The organism is Mesorhizobium sp. M1C.F.Ca.ET.210.01.1.1, assembly GCF_004791585.1.
Taxonomy (GTDB): domain Bacteria; phylum Pseudomonadota; class Alphaproteobacteria; order Rhizobiales; family Rhizobiaceae; genus Mesorhizobium.
Map to the genome: position 1 here is coordinate 1 of NZ_SRUU01000044.1, position 24,215 is coordinate 24,215.

The window sequence follows — 24,215 nt, forward strand, 5'->3', positions numbered from 1 at the left end:
ATCTTGGCCGACACGCCGTAGACACGCGCCGCATGGGCTTTGGAGAAAGCGCCTTCTATCACCGACAGCGCCATCTCCTCTCGACGCAGCGGTGTGAGACGGGCATTCTTATGGATGTTCATTCGGATCCTCCGATGGATGCTGAAGCGTGGTAACTCCAGTCTCCTCGGTCCGGTCCGAATGGACAACCTCCCGAAAGCTCACAGCTAGGCTTCTCGACCACTGTCCGCGTAAGGAATATGAACGGCATGTCAAATCGCAACCTGCAGCTAGACAGCCTTCGCGGTGTTGCAGCGATTTGCGTTGTTTTTCACCATTGCATCCATATAGCCGACCCCCATCTCGTTCCCCGGGTTCTAAACGCACCTTTGAGCGCACTTTCTGGCGTTGATATTGCCGGTAGAGCGTTGCTGTCTGTCTTCGCCGGCGGGATGGCGGTGAACCTGTTTTTCGTCTTGAGTGGCGCAGTTCTCATGGCGTCGCTCTATAGAGAGGTCAGGTTTGACGTTTGGACCGCTATACGCTTCACGTTGCGTCGGATACTTCGAATATATCCGGCCTTGATCGTAATGATCGCCGGGTTCGGGCTGTTAAGTTGGGTCTATCCGCCCAGTCATGGGTCGGTCCCGTTCACCATCAAACAACTGGTTGAAAACAGTTTGCTTATCACGAACCATGTAAATGGCGCGACATGGACCTTGCAGACCGAAATGCTGATGGTTCCCCTCATCCTGCTGACGGCGTTCGGCCGCTCGGTATTTGGCAACATCGTTCCGGTCTTATTTCTGTTTTGGGCCACGACCTGCTTGTTTCTCGGCGCGCCTTTTGCTTCAAGCCTTGTGAATGTTGCCCTTCCATCCTTTGCGCTGGGCATGCTCGTTCCGGTAACGTCCAGCACAGACGTAAAAAGGCTGCCGGGATGGCTGGTATTCGTGGCGCTGTTTGCAATGATTTGGATCCGGTTTTTGCTTCCGGTCGCGAACATCAACGCTCTGGTAGTTGAGCTGAGCCTTTCATTTTTGGCCGTGGCGGTTCTATTCCATAGCGGGGAGCGGTCCCGGGTTTTTGACCACCCAGTGATGACAAGTCTCGGCCGCCTCAGCTACGGGATCTACCTGACCCACCCAGTGGTGCTATCGGCGCTGCTCCCTCTCTTTGTCGCCGTGCTCGGCTGGGAGTGGATCGCAGAAAATTACTCTATATTCGGAATACTTTTTGGGGTGGTCGTGACAGCTCTAACGATCCCGTTGTCCTATCTATCGGAGCGTTATGTTGAGCGTCCGTTCATACGATTGGGCCAATCAGCATTCAGCCCAACGAACAAATTCCGATCCGCCGAAAGCAGCTTCCGAGAGCAGAACCGGTATCCTTTAGAACAAGGTTCTATGGCGGGCGAATAGGCTGCGCCCCCACCTCCGCAAGGTTCCATGACTGGCTTGTAGCCACCGGTGAGATGTCCCGAGGCAATCAATGGCAGGCACTCAAATTAGCGGCAAGCACCGCAGTGTAGGTGACGACCTTTGGGTTGAAAAGATCGGAGGAGCGATGCTTCCAATTCGCCCAGGCTGGGGAAATTCAACCGGGTACGGGCACATGACCAATGCAGCGTGCCCGAGCTTCGGACAGCGTCCGCCGCGCCGGCGACAATGGCCGGATGGTTTGTCCAGGCCGAGATAGGAGCAGCGAACAAAGTCGACGATCTGGCGACCGTCGTAGTTCAAGATGACTGTCCGGCCCTCGGAAGGACGGACATAGAGCGCCATGACAACCCTGATAGTGAGCGGCCTCGAAATGCGTGTCGGCGGCCTCGATAAGACTAGCCGTGTTTCGGAAGGCTGCATGCGCCGGCCCAGGCGCGCTATTCGCGGCACTTCGAGATCACCAAGGAGGCCCTCAGTTGGCTTTCCGAACGCGTCGCCGATCTGATCGATCGGATCGAGAAGATCTGCCGATTGCAGCTTGAGAGACTGAATGATGAAGCCGAAAAGGCTGCGCGTCGGTCTTAAGGCAACCAACATATCGGAACAGCGGCTTTGCGGCCGCGTGTCGGCCATCCAGATCCGCTTTGCCGTTTCCTGAAAGCTGCGTGCGACCGCGTTGGAGTTTTGTAGTAGCCCGTCAGCAGCCCGCACTTCTGCCTATTGCAGTCGCATTTTGGCTCCATTTATCCTTGCAATTTTAAACATCGCCTTTTAATTTGCATGGATGATTAGCCGCCGTGTGCTACCGCAAATTCGGGAGGCGCTTGCTCGTCAAGCAGCGGTCGCCCTCATCGGCCCACGTCAGGTCGGCAAGACAACGCTCGCCTTGCAGATCGGTGAAGACCTGGACGCACTCTATCTCGACCTGGAGTCCCGCGAGGACAGGAATAAGTTATCGGATCCAGCACTGTTCCTGCGCGCCTATGAGGACCGGTTGGTCATCCTGGACGAGATCCATCGGGTGCCGGAGCTATTCCAGGAGCTTCGAGGCCTGATCGATGCCGGACGCCGGCGTGGGCGCCGCACAGGTCGGTTTCTGCTTCTGGGATCAGCCTCAATGGACTTGCTGCGTCAGTCGGGCGAGAGCTTGGCCGGCCGCATCGAATATGTCGAGATGACCCCGCTGGACGCGCTCGAGATCGCTTCAGAAAAGCTGTCGGTTGAAAGTCTCTGGCTGCGTGGCGGGTTCCCGGACAGCTTTCTGGCACATTCGGAAGCCGACAGCTTCGCGTATCGACGCAATTTCATCCGCACCTATCTCGAGCGCGACGTGCCGCAATTCGGCCCACGGATTCCGGCGCAAACCCTCGAACGATTGTGGACCATGCTTGCTCACAATCAGGCGGGCCTGCTGAATGCGTCGCGCCTAGCGGCCAACCTTTCGGTCAGTGCACCGACCATTTCGTCCTATGTTGATCTGCTTGTGGACCTGCTTTTGATCCGTCGGCTGCCGCCGCTGCACGCCAATACGGGCAAACGCCTGGTCAAGACGCCGAAAGTCTATGTGCGTGATAGCGGGCTTGTACATGCCCTGCTGGGCATAGAGACGGCCGACAGCCTCGCCGGCCACCCGGTCGTCGGCGCCAGTTGGGAAGGCTTCGTCCTGGAGAATCTTATCTCGGTGGCGCCTCCGGGCACGCTCGCCAGCTTTTTCCGCACCGCGGCCGGAGCCGAAATCGATCTTGTCCTCCAGCTTCCAGCCAATCGCGGCGTCTGGGCAATCGAAGTAAAGCGCAGCCTGTCCCCCTCACTCGGAAAGGGACTGCATATGGCCCTGGAAGATGTTCGGCCGGACCGTACTTTCGTCGTGTATGCCGGAGCCGATTCCTATCCGCTGGCCCCGAAAATAGACGCCATCGGGCTCACGCAATTTGCATCGCTGCTAGGCCAACAGTCGTAGTCACAGATCAACTAGGCCCTCAGGTTAAGCCGGCATTTAAAGGTCGAAGGGCCGGCTGAGCGGCCATTCCTGATCAATCAAGGACCTGATCGAGCGCACGCTCCCCGCCCCGGGCTCATTGGGGTCAGATCGTACGCTAAGGCCGGACGGCGCCCGTCGAATTGGTGCCGGCAAGCGAAGCGATCTGAAGCCTTCGGGCATCTGGCGCTCAGAATCCCTATTGTAGAAGCCCCTGAGGTTCATGGGTTCACAACGAGGCCGGTAATTTCGGGGTCAGGCGGCGCGCCTGAGTCGCGGACAGCCATGGAGTGCATCTCCACCGCTATGTCAGTCACCACCGGTGTGGCTTATCTTGACGAACCGGTCGCGGACGATGTCCACGCGTCCTGCTGGCCCCCGAACATTGCCCTCAAGGAAGTAATCAAGATCGGAATCTTTCAACAACGCAGCGAACTGCTCCACAATGAATTGACGGACCTCAGCGTCGGCGCCCAGGATTTCCGCAACGATTTCCGGCCGGCCGTCGATGATGAGGAGAATATCCTCCAGATCGCGGCTCATGAAGAGGTCGCCCTCGCCGCGGCCAATATAGGCTTCAAGCTTGGTCGCCACGAACAATTCCGGCGCCAAGCGCTTGATATTCAACTGGTCAGTGAGGGCGTAGGTGACAGCCGTCTCGATGCCTTTTTCATACCAGCGGTTGCTGAATCCGAGGATGTCCGGGTCATCCGGCATAAAATCGACTTTGAGTTCCCCAAGCCGCATCCGGCAGATGACGGTATCGCCCTGCGACTCGGTAAATCCCCTTTCTCGCAAGTCTTCCTGCAGGTGCGCCCATTCTCCGTATCCTGCCAGATCGACAATGAGGTCGACATCGTCCGTTGCCCTGACATCTTCAAGCGTGACTTCATCGGTTATGAACAGAGCGGTCGTACATCCGCCAACAAATACCAGCCGATCCCGAAGCTCATCTCCCAGCGCCTCGGCGACGGTCTGCAACATGAGAAGCAACTGCCCTCTGACGGTGGTCATCTCTTCAACAGCCTCTCAGAAAGTCGTTCTTCCGCAAGCCACGCCTCCCGCTGGTTTCCGAGCCGGATCGCGTCGACGAGAGCCAGATATTCATACAGTCGATCATCTTTCAACACAGCTTCCGGTACGCTTTTGAATAGAGGTTCGACCGATTGTCCCATGTCTTGGCCTGCGGCAAACGGCCATATGTAGATGTACTCGCCCCCACTTATCAGCAGCCCTTTCAGCATGGGCGCGGCAAAGGCGGTCGGAACCCCACGGCTCATTGCGCCCACGTTAGCGGGGAATACAAATTTCAGGCCATGAACGATGAAGTTATGAAGATTGCGGCGATTGGGATTGGCCCGGCCACTATCTCGATCTTTGATGGCCAGCCCGGATGAGAGGCTTCGTTTGATCGAGGCGTTGATCTCGGTCTTGCTGATGCCGAGAAGCGATTCCAGGCTGCGAACAGAGTACGGATCGTCGCCCTGGAATCTCCCATGAGGGTCTCCGGGGCCAACGAGCCCTTCTTGCTCCTGCATGCTCACGAGCTTCAGAAGCACAACGATATCCTGACTTTTCATCGCGTTCATATCGCCTGTCCTCTGTCCTAGGACCAAGGACATCGAATCATATCAAGGGGCCTAATGTCAATGAATAAGGGAGCGCGCCCAGCCGGAACGTGGGAAAATATCACAGTATGGCAATAGGTCGTGACCACCTGAGCCAGTCGAAGAGAAGCGGGCTCGGTTCACGAGCACCCGGTGCGCGCCATCAGCCCAGGCGCCACTCCGTCCGACTGCGGAACCTCGGCGAGGTCTGCAAAAAAGGGAACGAACCATATACAAACGGCTTTCTAACAAAAGGATTAGCCTTTATCCTTTTGTTAGATAAAAGCCAACGAAAGGATCCTTGTGCTATGTCGGATCGGGACAGTCGTCTTGGCCACTGGATCGAGACATCAGTTGCGGGCGAGAAAGTGCGGGCATCCATGCCACCACCATTGCCCCCCAAGCCACCGATAGACCTCGGCACATTTTCGGAACTCATAGAGCGCGCGAACCTCGCTCTGGGACGTCTGGACGGCGTCACTTCCATTCTTCCAGCGCCGCCCTTGTTCATCTTCATGTATGTACGCAAAGAGGCACTGCTGTCATCCCAAATCGAAGGCACCCAGTCCTCGCTTTCCGATCTCTTGCTATTTGAGGCGGATGAATTGCCGCTCGTGCCTCTGAACGACGTCGAGGAGGTCTCCAACTACATCGCCGCTCTTGAATACGGCCTCGATCGGATGCGAGGTGGATTTCCGCTTTCGCTCCGGCTCATCCGCGAAATGCACGGCGTCCTCCTCAAGGCGGGACGCGGTGCTTCATCGCAACCTGGTGAATTCAGACAATCGCAGAACTGGATCGGTGGAACCCGGCCAGGCAACGCGATGTTCGTTCCCCCTCCTCCAGACCAGTTGATGCAATGTCTCGATGCCTTCGAGAAATTCCTTCACACTGACGACCGGCTGCCGAACATCGTCAAGGCGGCTTTGGCGCATGTCCAATTCGAGACGATCCATCCTTTTCTTGACGGCAACGGCCGCCTTGGGCGACTTCTGATCACACTGTTCCTGTGCGCCAACAATGTGCTCAGGGAACCCACCCTCTATCTCAGCCTCTATTTCAAGACACACCGCAGCACCTACTATGATCTGCTGCAGCGGGTGAGAATGGCGGGCGATTGGGAAAGCTGGCTGTCGTTTTTCCTGGAAGGCGTTATCGAGACCGCCGACCAAGCGGCCAAGACCGCTCAAGACCTGCTGCGCCTGTTTGAGTCGGACGCACGGCAAATTCAGGACTTAGGCCGGGCCGCAGGCTCGGCGGGTATGGTGCATGGGCTCCTCCAGCGTCGCGCGATCGTGACCATCCAAAAGGCAGCCCAAGAACTGTCCCTATCCGAACCGACGATCAATTCAGCGCTTGGGCACCTGATCTCGATCGGCATCGTTCGCGAAGTGACCGGGAAACAGCGACATCGAGTCTTTGCTTATCAAGCGTACCTGGATCGCTTGGCGGAAGGCACGGAGCCTCGACGGCTCTGATACACGCGGGCAAACGACCGGGGACGAAATTTGTTTCGTGAAGGACCGGAACGGTCGCCAGCCGCCGCGCACTGCGTGAGCGGTCGATTGGCAGCTTAACGACCAGATATTCCGGAAACCTGTCGGTTCGGACAAAAATAGTAATCTCAGTCAATCGCTTGAAGCAATTGTTTCTGAGCGGTAGGTTGGGCGTCCAAGCACATGCCTGGGACGGTGCGGTATCCGCACGGCTCATAGTGGAGCACCAACGTCCGGCCCAAAATTCCTTTCCCTGCGTCGGACGCGGGAGGTTGTGCTTGTCTCGAAATTCTTATCCCCATCTTGCGTGTTGTGTTGTTGGCCAGTCGCTTGGCGCCAAAACCACTGAAATTGTCGAGGCTTCGATAATTGAACACGCAGCCAAACTTTACGGCAGTGATGCCCCAACCGCTGTTGCATTCTGCGCGCTTGAGGCGTGGTTCGAGAACAAAAAGGACGAGTACAGCTTCTGGCTTCGGATCTTTCGTCGCCTCCGCAATTAGGTGCGCGCCTGTCGGCGACGCAGGTTGAGCCCCCGGACGGGTGAGCGGTCTACGCATCAAGTTAAAGGGTGATTGTCAGGCGACGCCTCAGCCGCCAGCGCATAGCCATGTGAGCGTACGGTTCGGATCAGGTCCGGTCCATATTTCTTGAGCGCCCTGCGTATGTGGCCCATGTGGATATCGACTGTCCTCGGTTCGACTTCAGCTTCCCGAGACCAGCACGCAGCAATCAAGGCATCGCGGGACTGAACGACTTCGGGATCCTTGAGAAGGTGGCGCAGAAGCCGAAACTGCAGGGCCGTCAACGGCACCTCATGACCGTTTCGGCGCACTTTCACAGTCGTCGAGTTCATCTCCAGATCGGCAAATCGCAACGGGGTTTCGGCTGATCTGGTGCCACGTTTCGTGACCACAGCTTCTACACGCAAGCGGCGAAGGAATTGGATGAGGAGGGATGGGTCGAACGGTCGTGTCAGTACGAGATCCGCGTCGGCCATCGCACTGCCAAATCCCCGTGGCGGGACGGGCTGATTTAAAAGCAGAATGAAGCTGACGTGCGGATGTTTGGCCCTGAAAGGATACAAATCCAGGCGAGTTGCGGAGCCGTCGATAACGACCGCTCGGACACGGTCATTGAAAACCAGCTTCAGGATGTCATTCGCCCCGCCAGCGAGTGAAACGACGAAGCCTTCGGTCGCCAGGACGTGCTGGAGAAGAAGGAACAGTTGCGCATCGCGAGAATAGATCAGAATGCGAAATTCCATCCTGCCCTCCGGCCTCAAAGCGGAGCAAACTCTCCGCCGTTGACGTCCAGGGTCGCGCCGTTGATGAACCCGGCGCTGTCGGATACCAGGAAGCGAATTGCTGCGGCGACATCGTCGGGCTTGCCGAGGCGCCCGACTGGAATGCGGGCAAGCGCCGCCCGGTTGGTTTCGCTATCGGGTGGTCCAGCCATGTCAGTGGCGATGCGCCCGGGCGCCACAAGATTGACGGTGATACCCCGGCCAGCACTGTTAGCTACAAGCACCCTGGTCAAGCCAGAGAGCGCCGACTTCGAGGTGACGTAGGCGGCCCCAGCGATCCTGGGAATGGTGCGACCAGCAACAGAGCCCACCAGCACGATGCGACCGAATCCCCGTTCGAGCATTTGTGGCAGGACCGCCTGGCAGCACAGCATCGCACCGGTGACATTGACGGCCTGCACCAACTGCCATTCCTCAGCCGAGACCTCGACAAAAGGCGTCGCACCGCCAGGTCCTTTTGGTGAAATGCCCGCGCTATAGACGAGGATGTCGGGCATCGACCAAAGGCTCGCCAATTCCTCGAAGAACCTCAGTATCTGGGAGCGTACCGTCACATCGACGGTGCGGGCTAAAATTTTCCCTCCATCAGCGCGCGCCGACAGTTTCTCCCTTGCCGATTCAACATGGTTGGAACTTTGACCGAAGAAAGCGACATTGATGTTCTGCTCCAGCAGGCTCGAGGCAGTTGCCAGGCCAATGCCGGAGCTGCCCCCTGCCACGACGGCAACGCGTTGAGGACGGTCGGTCATGCTGCCTCGTCCATCTCGGCAAACAGGGACAAAGGCGGATGGGCATTCGGGTCCGTCATCACCTCGATGAGAAGCGGTCCACCATCTTCGATCCCGCGCCTCAGGGCCGAGGGGAGCTCTGCCGGGTCATCAACGCGCACCGAAGGACAACCACAAGCTTTCGCAATGCCGGCATGATCCACCGCCGAGAAATGACACGCGGAGGTATAGTTGCCGAATTTCACGGTCTCGGCGTCGCGCTGAAAGCCTAGTATTCCATTGTTGAGAACGATGATCGTAACCGGCAGATCCATGCGCACCATCGTCTCGAGCTCCGCCCAGCTGTGCGCAAAACCGCCGTCTCCGACGACCGCAACGACTGGACGATCGGGATGAGCAGCCTTGGCGCCCAGTGCCAGGGGCAATCCCCAGCCCAGTCCCGCCAATCCCCGCGGTGTGATGAACCGGGCGCCGGCGCGCGGTGCGCGCAACTGCCCGAGTATCCACATCGAGGAATAGCTGGCATCCGCGACGATGGTGATGTCCCTTTCAAGAAATCGCTCTAGCCCCGCCATGATACGTTCGGGCCGGATCGGCGACTGGGGCGATGTCCGTCGAGGTTCAGTCGCAAGCTCGAACTGTTCCCAGAAGGTAGCGATCTTTGCCTCGACCACCGGGCGCGAAAGCATTCGCTGTGTCAGGTCGCTCCTCGACAGCGCCTGCCGCAAGGCGGCCAGGGTCCCGGACGCGTCACCGACCAGACGGGTTGCCTCATAGTTGCGGCCTACTTCGGTCGGGTCGATATCGACATGGACGATGCTGGCTGTCGTCGGAATCTGGCGCCAACTGTCGGTGCCGTTCTGGTTGGTTCGTGTGCCGACAAGTAAGACGAGATCGGCCTCCTCCATGAGTTGCCGGCTGTAGAAGCCTAGCGAGCACGGTCCAACCAGTGCGCCGAGGACTCCGGCTGACAGCGGATGGCGTTCGCTGACAGCGCCTTTACCCATATTGGTCGTGAAGACAGCGATGCTAGCCTCTTCTTGAAGGCGCGCCAGTTCCTCGGCCGCTCCGCTGCAATGGATGCCGCCGCCGGCAACAATCACCGGCGAGCGCGCGCTGGCGATCTGTTCGGCGACCCGCCGTAGATCAATGTCGGATGGTCTCGAGTGGTCGAGCGGCCAGCGTCCCAGGCAGCTTGCGCGAGGCCGGCCTTGCTTGACCGCGGGGGATCGAAGCAAATCGGCCGGCAGAAGCAAGGCGACCGGCCCGCAGCGGCCGGACGTGGCGGCGGTAAACGCCGCATCGATATAGTCGTCAACCCTTTCCGCCACGGTCAGGCGCCTGACCCATTTCGTGCAAGACTGAAACAGGGCAATCTGATCGAAATCCTGGAAAGCATTGCGATCGGTCTGGTCGCGTTCGACATCCTGGACAAGCGCTACAACAGGAATGCTTGCCTTGAGGCATTCGGCCATTGGCGCGACGAGCAGGGCAGCCGCAGGGCCGTTTTGTGCCGCAACCACACCGACCTTGCCGGACAGGCGCGCGTAGCCGTCAGACATTGCGCCACCCATGTTCTCCTGCCGATAGGCGATTTGGCGAATGCCCCGCGCTTCGGCCGCAAGGATAACAGCCGAGGGCAAGCTCTGGGCAAAGATCATCTCCACACCGTGCCGCTTCAGCGCGTCCGCGATCCGATCAGCAACGGTGGTTTTGGTGAGCGCCGATTGCGTCATTGCTTGTCTCCATCGCTTGGCTCACATTGAGCAAGGAAATCATCGAAAACGGCGACAACCCGGTCCATCTCCGCAGCCGTCATCGGTGTCGAAAGGCAGGCAGCTGCGCCGAACGGCAACAGGATGCCGTGGGCGAGGAAATGTCTGGTCAAAGCGCGCATGATTGCGACTTCTTGCGCCGACATCTGCGCTGCCCTGTAGGTCGCCGGCACATCCTTCTTTGGATGGATGCGGAACAGCGACGCGGCTCCGGAGACCGAAAACGGCGCCCCCCTTTTTGAGATCGTCCGCGTCAAACCGTTTCGCACTCGATCGCCCAGTTCGCCCAAACGGTCGAAGGCATCGGGCGTCAAAGCTTCCATCGCGATCCGGCCAGCGATCATCGAGACAGGATTCGCGGAGAAGGTACCGCCCTGCGAGACAAGCGGCGCTTTGTTGTCGCTACCGAAGACCGCCATGACCTCGGCTCGGCCGCCGATGGCGCCGATGGGAAAGCCGCCACCGATGATCTTGCCGGCGGCGACCAAGTCAGGTTCCAATCCGTATCGTGCCGAGGCGCCTGCTAATCCCTGGCGCAAGTTGAGGACCTCGTCAGCAACGACGAGAATGCCGTGTTTGCGCGCCGTTGCGGTAAGTGCCGCAATGAAGTCGGCAGATGGGTGCAGGAGCCCGGCTCGACTCGGCATCAGATCCACGAGGATGGCAGCGACCTCAGCCGCTACCGGACCAACAGCCGCTTCGAGGCCCGAGGCGTCGTTGAAATCAAGGACGATCACGCTGTCGGCAATCGCCTTGGGCGCACCCGTATAGCCAAGCTTCGGCGGACGCCTGCCCGACACCCCACTCTCCCCGACGCCGTTCTGTCCAGCCTCGGCCCAATCGTAGCCACCGTGGTAGGCGCCTTCGAAGCGCACGATCGATGAGCGTCCGGTGAAGGCACGCGCGGCCTTCAGGGCATACATCACCGCTTCGGTGCCCGTGTTTACAAAGCGCACGTGCTCGACGGCAGGAATGCGCGACACCAAAAGCTCGGCGAGCGCGATTTCATGCTCCATGGGATTGGCAAAACACGTGCCTTGCCGCAGCACGCTACCAATGGCCTCGACCACAGGGCCGAAGCCATGTCCGTGGATCAAGGTCGTGAAATTGTTGTTGAGATCGAGGAGTCGATTACCGTCGACATCAACGACATAGGCGCCCTCGCCTCTCTCAAGGTAAATGGGCAGGGGATCTTTCTCGATGGTCGCCCGTGTAACGCCTGCGGGGAACACCCGCTGGCCACGGCGAAAGAGATTGGACGACCGAGCGCGATCAGGCGCCGGCTTTCCCGTTTTGGTGTTCTGCAAGGGCATGGAAGGGACTTTCCGTGGGAATTCAGGTTCGCCTTCGTGCGAACTTCGCAAGTTTGTTGCAACAAAATTGCGACACGTCAAGTCCATGCAACAAAAATCAGATCACATGCGGGCGGATCCGGCCGCAAGGCGTAACAGGCGATAACCGTCGCGAATGTCGTTCTCGAAGGCCGCCCGCAACGCGGCGCCATCCCGCTCGGCAAGCGCTTCCATGGCCATCTGATGGTTTCGTACGCCATTTCTTTCTTGAGCGAACTCGGGATAGAGGTTGTAGAGTGATGGCCCCACGCGCAGCCACAGGCTTTCGATCATCGTCACCAGATGCGGCAGCCCGGCCATCTCATAGACGTGAAAGTGGAATTCCTTGTTGTGCCATAGCGCCTCGCCATAATTGCCGGCATCGAGAGCCCCACTGATCCTGCCTTGAATTTGACCAAGCGCTTCAATGTGTTGCTCCGATCCAAAAGGCGCAGCCTTCTCGGAAGCAAGTCCCTCCAAGACAATCCTGATCGTCGTCAGCTCCTTCAGGTCCAACTCGCCCAGGACCGGCACGATGACGGTCTTGGGTCCCGCGTAGACCAGCGCACCTTCGCTTGTCAGCCGATTGATGGCATCGCGCGCCGGCGTCGAGCTCACTCCCAACTCCTCAGCCACAGCACGAACCGTCATTTTGTAGCCGGGCCGGTATTTGCCGCGGATCAGGCGTTCCTTCATTTCCCGATAGGCGGCCTCCCCCAGGCTGGCGCCCTGCCCACCAGCACCAGCCATCTTCAGATCCAGCACCATTCCCTCCAATCTCTGTTGACAGTGCTCAATTTTGATGCAACAAAAACATTGTGTGAAGTTTTCGCAAAGAGATTGTCGCATCAATTTCTTTTTAGCAGCGCTCCCCGCATCTGTCACGAGCAGCAAGACCATGGATCCAGGTGGGCGATGCCTCGCCCCGGCAGCGGGGCCTGACGCGACGCCGGACCCTTCGCCACCAACAGAGGAGGCAGCATTGATAGGCCAGGCATTGACCCTTTCCAGACTCCGCAAGAGCTACGGAGATATCGTCGCGGTGAACGAAACAGATCTGGAAATTGACGCGGGTGAATTCGTCTCCATCGTCGGCCCCTCCGGATCGGGCAAGACGTCACTTTTGACCCTGATCGCCGGATTTGAGCCTCCCTCCAGCGGGGCCATCCGCATCGGCGACAAAGACATTACCTACCTGCCGCCCTACCTTCGCGACATCGGAATGGTTTTCCAGAAATACGCGCTGTTTCCGCACCTGACGGTCAGGCAGAACATCGCCTTTCCGCTCAAGATGCGTCGCAGGGCTGCGAAATCGACGATCGCTGCACGCGTGGAGGAGATGCTCGAACTGGTCCAGCTGCCGCAGCACGGGGATCGCTATCCAAGCCAGCTGTCGGGAGGCCAGCAGCAGCGTGTCGCGGTCGCCCGCGCGCTCGTTTTCGATCCTCCTGTCATCTTGATGGACGAACCGCTTGGGGCGCTCGACAAGAAGCTACGTGAGGTCATGCAGATCGAGATCAAGCGCATCCAGGAGCGGCTCGGCGCTACGGTCATCTATGTGACGCATGACCAGGAGGAGGCGCTGACGCTGTCCGATCGCGTCGCGGTCATGCATCAAGGCTCATTACAGCAGATTGGAACACCGGCCGAACTCTACCGTCGTCCAAGCAGCGCTTTCGTTGCGGACTTCATCGGAGCGATGAACTTCGTCCCGGGCATTCTTGTCGGCGGCGAACCCGGCAAGCACGTGATTCAGGTCGCCGAAGGCATCGTGCTGAAAGCGACTAGCGGCGGGAGACTGGCAATCCCATCCAAGGGTAGCGCAGTGTGCCTCGCCATCAGGCCCGAGCACATCAAGTTGGCGCCAAGGACGGGCAAAGCGGCTGGAATGTTGGCCGGCGCCGTTGAGGCTTCCATCTTTGTCGGGCCAACGCAGATTGTCCTTGTCCGCCCGGAAGCACTGCCAGGCATTGTGCTGCGCGTGCAGATGCCGGCCGATCAAATAGCCGGCCTTGAGCGAGGCGCACTCGTTGCCGTAGCGTTCGACGAAGCGATGCTGCAGGCGTTTCCGGCAAGGGAAAGGCTCGCCGCATGAGGCAGCCGCAACCTTTCTCACGATCGTTGCGGCTGAAGGGGCGGCCGCGGGCTCGTTCAATGCGAAGCTACGCCCCGGCGGCGTCCTGGATTCTGATTGCCCCTGCCATGGCGATCCTGGCGATCGGATTTCTCTACCCGCTGCTCAGATTGATCATGCTCAGTCTCTCGGCAGGTCCGTCGGCCACCTATGGTCGCCTGCTGCGAGAGCCGCTTTATGCGACCGTACTTGCAAGCAGCGTCGTGACTGCGGTTTCGGTGACATTTGCCTGCACCGTTCTTGGCTACCCAGTCGCGCTCGCAATGGCGCGGCTCAGGAAGCGCGCCGCGGCACTCACAACCGCATGTGTCCTCATCCCCTTGTGGACGTCCGTTTTGATCCGCTCCTATGCGTGGATCGTTCTCCTCCAGCGCAATGGCCTCATAAACTCTGTCCTCATCTCGGAAGGCCTGACGCAAGGACCGATCAAGCTGCTTTACACGCAAGGCGCCGTGATCGTTGCGATGACGCACGTCCTGCTGCCTTTCGCCATTCTTCCGATCTTCTCGACCCTTCGGGCAGTACCCAACGATTACGTGCGGGCAGCGCACAGTCTTGGGGCTGGAAAGATCAAGGCCTTCTTCCTTGTGACTCTGCCGCTGAGCCTGCCCGGGGTGTTTGCCGGTGCCATCCTGTGCTTCGTGCTTGCGCTTGGTTTCTACATTACGCCTGCTTTGGTGGGCGGTCCTGAATCGATGATGATGGCCTCACTGATCGGCCAACAGACCACCGTCCTGCTCGATTGGCCCTTCGCGGCGGCACTGTCGACCGTTCTGCTGGCCATCACGCTTCTAATCGTCGTCGCGTTTCGCAAGTCACTTTCCTTCAGCAAGGGATTGTCCAGTGTTTATTGACCAGTCGCCCAGGCTGCCTGCCCTTCCCGTCAGCGCAGGACGATACGAGCGCGCGGCTCCGTTGCGGCTCCGCAGGCTGGCGGCGCTGCTGGGCAGCGGGCTGATCGTCGGGACTGTGCTGTTTTTCCTTGTCCTGCCGACGCTGCTCATCGTGCCGATGTCGCTCAGCCAGACCGATTATCTGCAGTTTCCACCACGTGGATTGACCGTGGATTGGTACCGGAGGTTCTTTAGCGATGCCGACTGGATGGCTGCGACCTGGTTCAGCTTCAAGATTGCCATCGCGACCACGCTCAGCGCCACAGTTGTTGGAACCATGACATCTCTGGCACTCGTGCGTGGAAACCTGCCCTTCAGGAACACGCTCCTGGCGATGTCCCTTGGACCGATGATCGTCCCGCACATCGTCTTGGGTGTCGCCCTCTACCTGGTCTTTTCGCCCCTGCAGCTCACAGGAAGCTTTACGGGCTTCCTGGTGGCTCACACCGTTCTTGCGGTTCCCTATGTGGTGATCACCGTTAGCGCATCGCTGCAGCGATTTGATCCGACGTTGGAGCTCGCCGCATTGAGCTGTGGGGCAAACCGCGCGCAGGCCTTCTTTCGGATTGTGCTCCCCAACATCGCGCCTGGCATCTTCGCGGCTTCGGTCTTTGCTTTCCTTGCGTCCTTCGATGAAGCGACCGTGGCCTTCTTCATCTCGGACATCAACGGCAAATCGATCGGCCGAAAGATGTTTGAGGACATAGACTTCAACCTCACGCCGGTGATTGCGGCTGCATCGACGACCTTCGTCGGGCTTTCGCTGCTGCTCATGGCGCTGGCGCATGCGTTTGGCCAGCCGAATGACGGGCGATAGCGCGCACGATCCAATCGAAAAACATCAAATCAAAAAGGGAGAACCGCGCCATGTCATCGATCTGGATTCGCTTGTCTGCCACCCGGCTTCGGCTGCCGGTATGTGCCTTCGCATGCTTGATACCGCTTGCCGTATCCATGAATTGGGCATCGGCCACTGAACAGGTGGTCATTGCTTCGACAGGAGGTGCCTATGACCGGGCGCTGAAGGCGGCATGGTTCGATCCCTTCACCAAGGAGACCGGCATCCAAGTCGTGACCGTCGTTGCCACCAATGCCGAAATGCGCGCCAAGGCGAGCGCGATGGTGAAGGCCGGAAATGTCACTTGGGACCTCTATCTCGATGGAGAAATCCAGGCGGCTTCCGAGGCGCATCGTCAGGTAACGGAGGATCTGAGTGGGTTCTGCCAGCAATTTGCCAACCGAAAGGATCTCAGTCCAAACGCGTGCGCGCCCGGTGGCGCGCTGCTGCAGTCGACTGCTACGCTTCTGGCCTACCGGACCGGCAAGGCGGGCGAGCCAGTTCCCGAAACCTGGGCGGACATGTGGGACATGAAGAGGTTCCCCGGCGGGCGAGCTTTTCCGAACTTCGATGATCCCTGGCGCGTCATGGCAGCCGCCCTTTTGGCGGACGGCGTTGCCAAGGACAAATTGTTTCCGCTCGATGTCGACCGCGCACTGGCCAAGCTTGATCAGATTCGACCGTCGATCACGCTGTGGTGGAAGACCGGCGATCAAAGCGTGCAAGGCTTCCGCAACGACGAGTATTCGCTGGGCCAGATTTGGCTGACGAGGGCAAAGGCGATGCAAACCGAGGGGCTGCCGATTGCGTGGTCCAGCAGGGCGTCGTTCCTGGTCGGCGATCGTATCTCGCTCATCAAAGGGGCCCCCATCAGGAGAATGCGCTCAAGTTGATCGCGTTTTGGCTCAACTCGCCACAGGCACAGGCGCAGGCCTGTGAGGTACTGTCCTGTACGCCGCCAAGCAGCGAAGCCATCGCGTTGATGTCGGATGAGGCACGAAAAATGATGCCGAGTGCCGACGACATCCGCAATTCGATCGTCGTGCCCGATGCCGAATGGATCAACGCGAATGCGGCCATGCTGCTGGAACGCTGGAATAACTGGATTCGATAGTTGGAAGTTCAGGTTGGGACAATAGTCCGCCGATGGATCTCGCCGAGAAGAACCACAATGACCCGGCGCCGCGAGCGCGCCGGTCAATTGCCTTTGCAATTGCGCTTCGCCTGAGCGGCGGCAGCAACCTGCAGCCATCAGTCCTTGGCCTTGAACTCCCCGCTGTGCGTTTCGCCTTCGTAAAGGTGCTCTCGACAAGAAGCTGTCTCTGGATGGGAACTGGAACCCTGTCAGATGTCCGCAAGCTTCGGCGTCGCCGAGAGGGCGCTGGTACAATCAAGAGAAGCCGTTAGCAGGAGCCAATACAAACGCGCAGACATGGTGATCCTCTGCCCGGCACTTGACGCGACAGCAAACGGGGGCATGCTCGGCGGGGCGCGGCCTGCCTTCCCGACCCGGACGGAGTCACATCATGCAGTGGTCCTATCCGATCCTCCGTGTCGGCGACACCGAAATCCGCATCCACCTGACCTTCCTGCTGTTGCTCGCCTGGATCGGCATCGCCTATTACCAGGAGGGTGGAACGTCGGCTGCGATCGAGGGCGTCGGCTTCATCGGCGCCGTGTTCGCCTGCGTGGTATTGCATGAGCTTGGCCATGCCGCTGCCGCTAGGCGCTACGGCATCCGAACTCCAAAGATCACGCTCTTGCCGATCGGCGGCGTCGCCGAGCTGGAGCGGCTACCCGAGAAGCCGTCGGAAGAGATCGTCGTGGCGCTCGCCGGTCCGCTGGTCAATGTCGTCATTGCCTCTTTCCTCGTCGTCGCGCTCGGCACCACCGTCGGTATCGACGCGCTGACGTCAATGGATAATCCGCATGCCGCGTTCGTTGCTCGCCTCGCCGCCGTCAACATCTGGCTGGTCCTGTTCAACCTCATTCCGGCCTTTCCGATGGATGGCGGGCGCGTGCTGCGCGCCTTGCTCGCCACGCGCTACAACCGCGTGCGCGCGACGGAGATTGCAGGGACCGTTGGTCAGTTCGCCGCCTTCGCCTTCGGCTTCATCGGTCTCGTCGCCGGCAACGTGCTGCTCATATTCGTTGCGATCTTCGTCTACCTCGCCGCCACTGCGGAAACGCAGGCGATGGGGCTTGAGGCAGCAGCGCGTGCCGTTAACGTCCGCGACGTCATGATCAGCCGGTTCGAAAGCCTGCCGACGACCGCGACCCTCGACGAGGCGGCACAGGCCCTGTTGCGCACGACGCAACACGAATTCCCGATCGTCGATGATGGCGGCAGGTTGCGCGGCGTGCTGACGCGCTCGGGGCTCGTCGCCGGCCTCCAGCAGCGCGGCGGTCAAGCTCCTGTGATCGAGGCAATGGCGGCAAATATCCCGGTGGTGCGCGACCATGAGAAGCTCACCAAGGCGCTCGAACACCTGAAGAAGGGAGCTGCACCTGCCGTCGGCGTGGTGGATGCCAGGGGCAGTTTGGTCGGCTACGTCATCATCGAAAACATCGGCGAGCTCATGCTGCTGCGCAGCGCCGTCGCAAGCTGACATCGCCTCGGGCAGGCTACATCCAAGCATATATGTCTAGCGCGTGACCTGCAGGCATGCGCAGGGCATTTTCCAAGTTTCTGGATGTGAGCGGCATTCTCAGACCACAACACTGAGCTCGGGAGCGCGATGGAAACTGGTTGTGACAAGATTAGCCCAACAGAACCTAAAACGATCATTTTCCGCGATACCTATGGCGTCCCGCTTCCTTGATCCCTTGCCTTCCCTTACAATCTCTTCCGGACACAAAGGAGTTCCGCCATGAGCGAAGACGCCTTCAACATGTCGATCCGCAAGTTTCTGAAGGAGGTCGGCGTGACCTCTCAGCGCAAGATCGAGGAGATTGCGCGTGAAGGGCAAATCGGCGGCGAGAAGAAGTTGAACGTCCGCATGACGTTGACGGCGGAAGGCACCGGCCTCAACCACGTGGTGGACGGCGAGATCGAACTTCCATAAGCCGGGCGAGGCGACCTAGACTATCGAAACGTGGACACGGCCGAAAGCGTAGAGACGGATTAGCAGTTGGAATGGGGTCTGGTCGGATCCACACAATACCGCTCACCATTCTCTTGGCTATCGGCCCGACCGGCGCATTTCGAATACAAGCGAATACGAGACCCCCGGCCTGTTGCGAACTGCGCGCCGCTCATTCGACGTCGACATTGGCCGGCGGCCACGCCGGGCCGTCGCCGGTTGCCTCCTCTTTCCGGCCAAGCTCCCGCACCACCTGGCTGACCGAAACCGGCTCAAAAAGGCACTCGCTCTCACTGCTTCCATCTGGCCGAGGCCGTAGTAGAGCAGAAGAGGTGGACGAGCATGGGCGTCCCGCGAACGACATAGGTGTAGGCCAGCAATCGAGCCCGTCCCGATGATCAACGGCGCCGAAGGAGGTCTTACCCCGGAGATTTACTTCACCGATCTGGCCTGCCTTGCGTAAGCCTGTCCTAGCAGCGGTTCCGACAGGGACGATGGTCGCGGTTCACGCAACGGTCTGATGAGCTCTCCTTCGCATCTATCACGCAGCCTGCCTGCTTCAGCTCGGATCTAAATTCTCCCGGCCTTGATGCCGATCAAGGGGGCTCGCGGCCTTCTTCGCTATCAAGCCCTGATGATCGAGAACTCAGCCTCCCCAACGTGGCGCGGCGTGGGCGAGCCCCACGGGTCGCGACCGGCTATCGAGGTGCTGCAGGAATGCCGCTCTCGGCCTACCGCACTGACTTCGACCGAGGGGTGCAACGGGTTTTCGCGCTACAGGCCAAACACGTTCACCGATCAGAGGCGAGAACAAGCGCTGGCGGTCCTGTTGTGGCAGTTTCGCAATCCGCTGGTTCTGATCCTGATCGTCGCGGCGATCGTTGCCGGTTTTGTCGGTGAAGGCCGCGAGGCCGTCATCATCGGAGCAATCATCCTAGCGAGTTGCGGTCTCGGCTTCAGTCCGAAATACAGCGCGTCTCGCGCGGTCAACGCGTTGAAGCAGCGCATCGCGATCGCCGATGCCCTGGTCTCGGAATGGTCGAAGAGGCTCTTCTTCGGAGACGACCGGCACCACTCGGGACCACGCCGGCGCGCAAGGCATGGCCGAGTGATGGTTGCGGGCCTGATTGAGGATGCCCGTTCAGCTGGTCACCGACAAGGTGCGTTGCCCTTATCGGCCGGACCGGAAATGGAGGCGACGGGGGCGCACCGAAGGTGAGCGGAATTTTCGCGACAATTGCGCGGCGCTTCACCCCGTTTGAGCCAACGGCCCACGCGATGCGCCCTGGCGAGAAGTTTCCCAGTTTTGTCCGGCGCGCCAGCGGCATGCAACAGGTCTATGTCAGCGTGATCGCAATTTCGGTTGCGTTGGCCAACTTTATCCCCATCGACCTGCAGAGACGGGTCGTCGATGTGGCGATTGCCGACAAGAACGTGCGAACGCTCCTGATGCTCGGCGGCTTGTATCTTGGGGCTATACTCCTGCATGCGGGGCTGAAATACGCACTGATCGTCTATCAGGGCTGGGTCGGAGAGAGCGTGGTGAAGACGGCCCGAGACCAACTCGCTCTCGTCGCCACGCAAAGGTCCGCGCGCGAGCACGCAAGGAGTGGTCAGACCGCCGGCATCATCGGCAACGAGATCGACTATGTTGGCGGATTTGTCGGCACCAGCATCTCTGAATGCGTAGTCAACGTCACGCTGATGATCTCCGTCGCGTGTTACATGATCTACATGCAGCCGGTGATCGCTCTGGTCAGCGGCGTGTCACTCCTGCCGCAGATCCTGCTTGCGCTTTACATGCAGAAGGACCTGAACACACTCGTGGAACGGCAGGTCGCGCTGGTCCGAAAGCTTGGCAACCAAACAGTCAATGCCTTCGCCAGCCACTCGACGAAGCGCCGAGCAGCCTTTCGCACCATACGCACGATCTTCAGCACCCGCATTGAATTCTATTTGTTGAAATTCGGGCTGAAGACGTTGCTGAACATAGCCAACGCGGTGGGGTCGCTGATGGTCCTGATCGTTGGCGGCTATCTTGTGATCCGCGGACAGACGACGATCGGCACGGTCGTTGCCTTCATTTCGGGCTTCCAACGCTTGTCGGAGCCCACGGGGGAACTGCTCGACTTCTATCGCTCGTATTCGCAAGCGAAAGTGCAATTCCGGATGATCGTCCAGTGGGTCGACGGCGATCATCCCGCGCAAACCGGACATTCCGCGCACAGCCAGAATTGATCGATGATCTTGTGGGCCAGCCTGTTGCCGGAACTGGTGCTGGGCTTAGGGTAAAGCCACCAGGACAGCTTCAGGCGGAGCTGTCCCCTTGGGTACCGCTTCGCGTTTCACCGCTGGCTGGAGATGCCCCTCGTTGACGGGCTCGGCCGGCCTTCGCCTTACGGCTGCGCCAACCGCGATCCGAATGGACGAAGGCTTCCAGCATGTGCGGGATCAGGGCTGCGGTGTCTACGGGCTCGTACAGCCTTCCGTACTCGGCCGCATACTGATCGAGTTCCTCCTTGAGCGGCTCCGGCAGGACGATGGTCATGCGGACAACGCCAACTTTCGGCAGACGGCCGAGCCTCAGATCCGGCATTGTTCACCTCCTGCTTGTGAGACAAAGACATGTTGACTGTTCAGATAGGCCGCGTATCTGGCTAGGTTGCGATTAAGGCGCGCGGGCAATTCAACTGTGACTTTGCCGGGCTTGTCGTCGGCAATGGGCGTCAGCTTCAGCTTGGCCATTTCATCCTCCATAGGGTTCGAGCATGAGGTCGCGCGTGACGAGGACGCGTACGGGGAAACCCGGCCGTATCGTCAGTGTCGGCGCTATTTCGAGCTGGCGTTGGACGATCTGCTGGCCGGCCTGGCTGACGCTATCGGAAGCGCCGCTTCGCAAGGCCCGCACGATGTCGCTCTCCTGGCCCGATGAGCCAGCCTGTGCCCCAATGCTGAGTATGGTCGAGAGCGCGGCCGCCTTGAACATTTCGCCCCAGTGGTAGTCGACACCATCTTCGACGCCGGCATAGCCCTGCCAGTCCGTGCCAGGTTGCCTCTCCAGAACGATGGATCGGCCGTCCGGAAAGATGAGCCTGCTCCAAACCAGTAGCACCCGTCGTTGTCCGAACCCGACTCCATTGTCGTATTGACCGATCACCCGGGTGCCCTGCGGGATCAGAAGCGCCCGTCCTGTCGGACTGTCGTAGACGTTCTCCGTCACCTGGGCCGAGATCTGACCAGGCAGATCGGAGCGGATACCGGTGAGGAGAGCGGCTGGTATAACGGCACCAGCCTGAAGCACGTAGGGCGATGCCGGAGTCACAACGCGGTCGGGCGCCACAGTGCGTCTATCGGCGGCAACATTGAAGAAGGCGAGCTGGCGGTCCTGCAGTGTTTGGCCGGCGGGACCCAGACCGGAGAAATCGGGTGGCCCAGCAACACTACCTGGAGGTTCGGCGGCAGCCCCGGTCACAGCCGCTGTCTGGAAGAAGACGCGAGAGGTGCGGGCCGCCTCCTCTTCAGTTCGCCTGCGCTGTTCGGCCTCGTCGACTGTTGGCGTTGCCATTGTCGGCGGCGCCACGGGCTGTCCCCTGTTCTGAGCATCAAGCAGCGGCCGGCCGAGATCGCCGGGCAGCGGCGGCCCAAGGACCGGACCGGTATAGTCGCGTGGCAGGCCAGCCAGGCCGTCGGCGGGCTGTCGATTGGAGGTCGAATAGAGCTCCTTACCGTCAGTGCTGATATTGCGGCTCTGAAGCGCATATATCAGTGAGCCTCCGATGGCGAGCGAGGCGACGCAGCCTATGCCTGCGAGAACTTTGCGTGACAGCCGGGTCACACGCGACGGCTCGGCGCGCAGCCGCATCGGCTGAGCGGCTGTTTCGTTCTCGTTCACGAGCCCTGCCCTCCCCGCTGCCCCGGTACGTTGGTATCTTTCGGTGCTGCACCGGAGCCTGGCATCGGCGGCAGTCGACGGATTGGCGCCCCATCACTACGCAAGATCCTGACGGTCTGTTGCCGCTTGCCGCTGCCAAGACGAAGTTCAGCAGCGGCAAAGAGCCGGTCGACGATCAGAGCGTTGTGATAGACACGACTGTTGACGACCTGGGGTTCGCCGTCCGGACCAATGACAAAGATCGGCGGCATCTCGCCCTGCACGATTCCGCGCGGAAACTCGACGTAGACGCGCCTGCCGTCGTCGTAGATGGCGACAGGCCTCCACGCCGGCGTGTCGCCGGTGAGGCGATATCGATAGTTGCGTGCAGTAACGTCGGGGACAATTGGCGTTGTGGGACTGGGCTGTCGCAGGCCGGCTGGTTGGGCCGGGTATGCCCACGCCACGGCCGGCATGTAGGGCTTCTCATCCGCCCGCAACTCGATCATGTAGCTGCGCCGGTCGGTGGTGATGACGAGATTGGTCGTGATGTCCGCGCGCGAGGGCTTAACCAGCACATGGACGCGCCGGGTGATCCCCGATCCGCTTTCGGTATCGCCGATGATCCAGCGCGCGGTGTCGCCAGCCGCGATCGGGCCGGTACCGGTCAGGCTCTCGCCGGGCTCGAGGGCGATGTCCGTTATCTGCCCGGGCGCGGCATAGACCTGGTAAAGCGCGCCTTCGCTCCAAGGATATATCTGGATGGCGTTGTAATAGCCCTCGCGCCGCGGCTGGACGCGAGCGGCCGCGTTGGCATTTTCGACACGCGCCGTCGGTGTATTGCCGGCGGCACCGCCACGCGTCGGGGACCAGCTCGGCGGGACATGCAACGGTTTCGGCTTCTGATCAGTCGCGACAGCTGGGACCGTTGGTAGCGGCGGCACGAAGGCATCGTAGGTGATCTGCGGCGGCTTCTGCAGCGTTGCGCAGCCCGCGAGCAAAGACCCCGAAATCAGTACCACGGCGAATGCAGCCGGAGTCGCGACAACACCCAATGCCATATTCATTGGCTCATCTCCCGAGACCAGTTGAGGGCGTTGACGTAGATGCCGAGCGGATTGGCCCGAAGCCGTTCGGCGTCGGCTGGCGGCTGGACCACGATTGTCAGGATGGCGGTCCAGTGCTCGGTGGCTAAGAGCTGGCCATTTTCGTAGTGACGCTCGGTCCAGGCGACGCGGAAGGAATCGGCCGAAGCGCGGATGACCGAGGAAACTTCGACCGCGACCTGCTGCTTGCCGATCTTGGAGAAGGGTTCGTTGGCGCGGGCATAGTCGTTGAGGGCCGCAGCACCCTGGTCGGTCGTCCATTCATAGGCGCGTAGCCAGTTCTGGCGCACGATGATCGGATCGGCCGGGATTGATCGGACCTGCTCGACGAAGCGGGCGAGATGCCATGCTATTTGCGGATCGGTCGGCTTGTAGTCGGTGGTCGCAGGCGCGACCGTCTGCACCTGTCCGAGCTTATCGACCTCAACCACCCAGGGTACGACCGAGCCTCGGGCGGACTGCCACACAAGAGAGCCGGCGAGGCTAGCCGACAGGATCAGCGATCCAAAGGCCATGTAGCGCCAGTTCTTGGCCTGCACGCGCGCAGAGCCTATGCGCTCATCCCAAACCTGCGCTGCCTTCTGGTAAGGCGTCTCCGGTAAAGGTGTCTTGCCGTAGTGGACGGTTGGTCTTCGAAAGATGTTCATT

Annotated in this window: 22 protein-coding genes and 3 pseudogenes; 11 read left to right on the top strand and 14 right to left on the bottom strand. The window is 60.0% G+C overall.

Features of this window, described 5'->3' with window-relative positions; genetic code table 11:
• The coding region (locus EN853_RS30170) for a leucine zipper domain-containing protein (RefSeq protein ID WP_245474027.1) at nt 1–122 on the bottom strand (122 nt) is incomplete at its 3' end.
• A 126-nt stretch (nt 123–248) separates the two neighbouring features.
• Between EN853_RS30170 and EN853_RS30175 the strand changes: the two genes are divergently transcribed.
• Nucleotides 249–1,400, top strand: a complete 1,152-nt coding sequence (locus EN853_RS30175; RefSeq protein ID WP_167524655.1) for an acyltransferase — start codon at nt 249–251, stop codon at nt 1,398–1,400.
• Nucleotides 1,401–1,426: 26 nt separating this feature from the next.
• Here EN853_RS30175 and EN853_RS34860 read toward each other — a convergent pair.
• Nucleotides 1,427–1,812: pseudogene (locus EN853_RS34860) on the bottom strand (7-keto-8-aminopelargonate synthetase); the annotation flags it as partial.
• Between the two features lie 393 nt (nt 1,813–2,205).
• Here EN853_RS34860 and EN853_RS30185 point away from each other — a divergent pair.
• Entirely contained in the window at nt 2,206–3,381 is a 1,176-nt protein-coding gene (locus tag EN853_RS30185; protein ID WP_127862661.1) for an ATP-binding protein, read from the top strand.
• 327 nt (nt 3,382–3,708) lie between these two features.
• On the opposite strand, the gene EN853_RS30190 is transcribed toward EN853_RS30185, so the two are convergent.
• Nucleotides 3,709–4,413: a hypothetical protein gene (locus tag EN853_RS30190; protein ID WP_127862662.1), complete on the bottom strand. Its 705-nt coding sequence runs from the start codon at nt 4,411–4,413 to the stop codon at nt 3,709–3,711.
• Nucleotides 4,410–4,979: a hypothetical protein gene (locus tag EN853_RS30195; protein ID WP_127862687.1), complete on the bottom strand. Its 570-nt coding sequence runs from the start codon at nt 4,977–4,979 to the stop codon at nt 4,410–4,412. The genes EN853_RS30190 and EN853_RS30195 overlap by 4 nt, the downstream gene beginning before the upstream one ends.
• A 335-nt stretch (nt 4,980–5,314) precedes the next feature.
• Here EN853_RS30195 and EN853_RS30200 point away from each other — a divergent pair, with 335 nt between their 5' ends.
• Nucleotides 5,315–6,484 (top strand): Fic family protein, encoded by a 1,170-nt coding sequence (locus tag EN853_RS30200; protein ID WP_127862663.1) that lies wholly within the window; start codon nt 5,315–5,317, stop codon nt 6,482–6,484.
• 577 nt (nt 6,485–7,061) lie between these two features.
• On the opposite strand, the gene EN853_RS30210 is transcribed toward EN853_RS30200, so the two are convergent.
• The 5 genes from EN853_RS30210 to EN853_RS30230 all read right to left on the bottom strand — a co-directional run bounded on the left by EN853_RS30210 (nt 7,062) and on the right by EN853_RS30230 (nt 12,410).
• The gene (locus EN853_RS30210; RefSeq protein ID WP_127862665.1) at nt 7,062–7,769 is read right to left on the bottom strand and encodes a response regulator transcription factor; all 708 of its coding nucleotides are present in this window, start codon (nt 7,767–7,769) and stop codon (nt 7,062–7,064) included.
• 14 nt (nt 7,770–7,783) lie between these two features.
• Nucleotides 7,784–8,557 (bottom strand): SDR family oxidoreductase, encoded by a 774-nt coding sequence (locus EN853_RS30215; protein ID WP_127862666.1) that lies wholly within the window; start codon nt 8,555–8,557, stop codon nt 7,784–7,786.
• Nucleotides 8,554–10,272: an acetolactate synthase catalytic subunit gene (locus EN853_RS30220; protein WP_127862667.1), complete on the bottom strand. Its 1,719-nt coding sequence runs from the start codon at nt 10,270–10,272 to the stop codon at nt 8,554–8,556. The genes EN853_RS30215 and EN853_RS30220 overlap by 4 nt, the downstream gene beginning before the upstream one ends.
• Complete coding sequence (locus tag EN853_RS30225) at nt 10,269–11,624, bottom strand: aspartate aminotransferase family protein (protein ID WP_127862668.1); 1,356 nt, start codon at nt 11,622–11,624, stop codon at nt 10,269–10,271. The genes EN853_RS30220 and EN853_RS30225 overlap by 4 nt, the downstream gene beginning before the upstream one ends.
• 102 nt (nt 11,625–11,726) lie before the next feature.
• Nucleotides 11,727–12,410, bottom strand: coding sequence for a GntR family transcriptional regulator (locus tag EN853_RS30230; RefSeq protein WP_127862688.1), 684 nt, complete (start codon nt 12,408–12,410; stop codon nt 11,727–11,729).
• Between the two features lie 214 nt (nt 12,411–12,624).
• Between EN853_RS30230 and EN853_RS30235 the strand changes: the two genes are divergently transcribed.
• From EN853_RS30235 to EN853_RS30275, 8 genes and pseudogenes are all read left to right on the top strand, one after another.
• Nucleotides 12,625–13,737, top strand: coding sequence for an ABC transporter ATP-binding protein (locus EN853_RS30235; RefSeq protein ID WP_127862669.1), 1,113 nt, complete (start codon nt 12,625–12,627; stop codon nt 13,735–13,737).
• A gap of 59 nt (nt 13,738–13,796) precedes the next feature.
• The gene (locus EN853_RS30240) at nt 13,797–14,630 is read left to right on the top strand and encodes an ABC transporter permease (RefSeq protein WP_245517233.1); all 834 of its coding nucleotides are present in this window, start codon (nt 13,797–13,799) and stop codon (nt 14,628–14,630) included.
• Between the two features lie 76 nt (nt 14,631–14,706).
• The gene (locus EN853_RS30245; protein ID WP_245517234.1) at nt 14,707–15,486 is read left to right on the top strand and encodes an ABC transporter permease; all 780 of its coding nucleotides are present in this window, start codon (nt 14,707–14,709) and stop codon (nt 15,484–15,486) included.
• Between the two features lie 137 nt (nt 15,487–15,623).
• Nucleotides 15,624–16,621: pseudogene (locus EN853_RS30250) on the top strand (extracellular solute-binding protein).
• Nucleotides 16,622–17,033: 412 nt separating this feature from the next.
• On the top strand, nt 17,034–18,116 hold the full coding sequence (locus EN853_RS30255) for a site-2 protease family protein (protein ID WP_127862671.1): 1,083 nt from the start codon (nt 17,034–17,036) through the stop codon (nt 18,114–18,116).
• Between the two features lie 261 nt (nt 18,117–18,377).
• Entirely contained in the window at nt 18,378–18,572 is a 195-nt protein-coding gene (locus EN853_RS30260) for a DUF6494 family protein (RefSeq protein ID WP_127862672.1), read from the top strand.
• A 607-nt stretch (nt 18,573–19,179) separates the two neighbouring features.
• Entirely contained in the window at nt 19,180–19,809 is a 630-nt protein-coding gene (locus EN853_RS30270; RefSeq protein ID WP_245517235.1) for a cation-transporting P-type ATPase, read from the top strand.
• Nucleotides 19,806–20,828, top strand: coding sequence for an ABC transporter transmembrane domain-containing protein (locus EN853_RS30275; protein ID WP_127862673.1), 1,023 nt, complete (start codon nt 19,806–19,808; stop codon nt 20,826–20,828). The genes EN853_RS30270 and EN853_RS30275 overlap by 4 nt, the downstream gene beginning before the upstream one ends.
• A gap of 70 nt (nt 20,829–20,898) precedes the next feature.
• On the opposite strand, the gene EN853_RS30280 is transcribed toward EN853_RS30275, so the two are convergent.
• The 5 genes and pseudogenes from EN853_RS30280 to trbF all read right to left on the bottom strand — a co-directional run bounded on the left by EN853_RS30280 (nt 20,899) and on the right by trbF (nt 24,214).
• The gene (locus tag EN853_RS30280) at nt 20,899–21,186 is read right to left on the bottom strand and encodes a DUF2274 domain-containing protein (protein WP_127862674.1); all 288 of its coding nucleotides are present in this window, start codon (nt 21,184–21,186) and stop codon (nt 20,899–20,901) included.
• Between the two features lie 41 nt (nt 21,187–21,227).
• A pseudogene (locus EN853_RS34865) lies at nt 21,228–21,335 on the bottom strand (DUF2274 domain-containing protein); the annotation flags it as partial.
• A 1-nt stretch (nt 21,336) separates the two neighbouring features.
• Nucleotides 21,337–22,482 (bottom strand): TrbI/VirB10 family protein, encoded by a 1,146-nt coding sequence (locus EN853_RS30290; protein WP_189343924.1) that lies wholly within the window; start codon nt 22,480–22,482, stop codon nt 21,337–21,339.
• Nucleotides 22,479–23,528, bottom strand: coding sequence for a P-type conjugative transfer protein TrbG (gene trbG / locus EN853_RS30295; RefSeq protein ID WP_127862676.1), 1,050 nt, complete (start codon nt 23,526–23,528; stop codon nt 22,479–22,481). The genes EN853_RS30290 and trbG overlap by 4 nt, the downstream gene beginning before the upstream one ends.
• Nucleotides 23,525–24,214 carry a conjugal transfer protein TrbF gene (gene trbF / locus EN853_RS30300; RefSeq protein WP_127862677.1) on the bottom strand — a complete coding sequence of 230 codons (690 nt, stop codon included), beginning with the start codon at nt 24,212–24,214 and terminating at the stop codon, nt 23,525–23,527. Before trbF ends, trbG begins: the two co-directional genes overlap by 4 nt.
• Nucleotide 24,215: the final 1 nt, after the last annotated feature.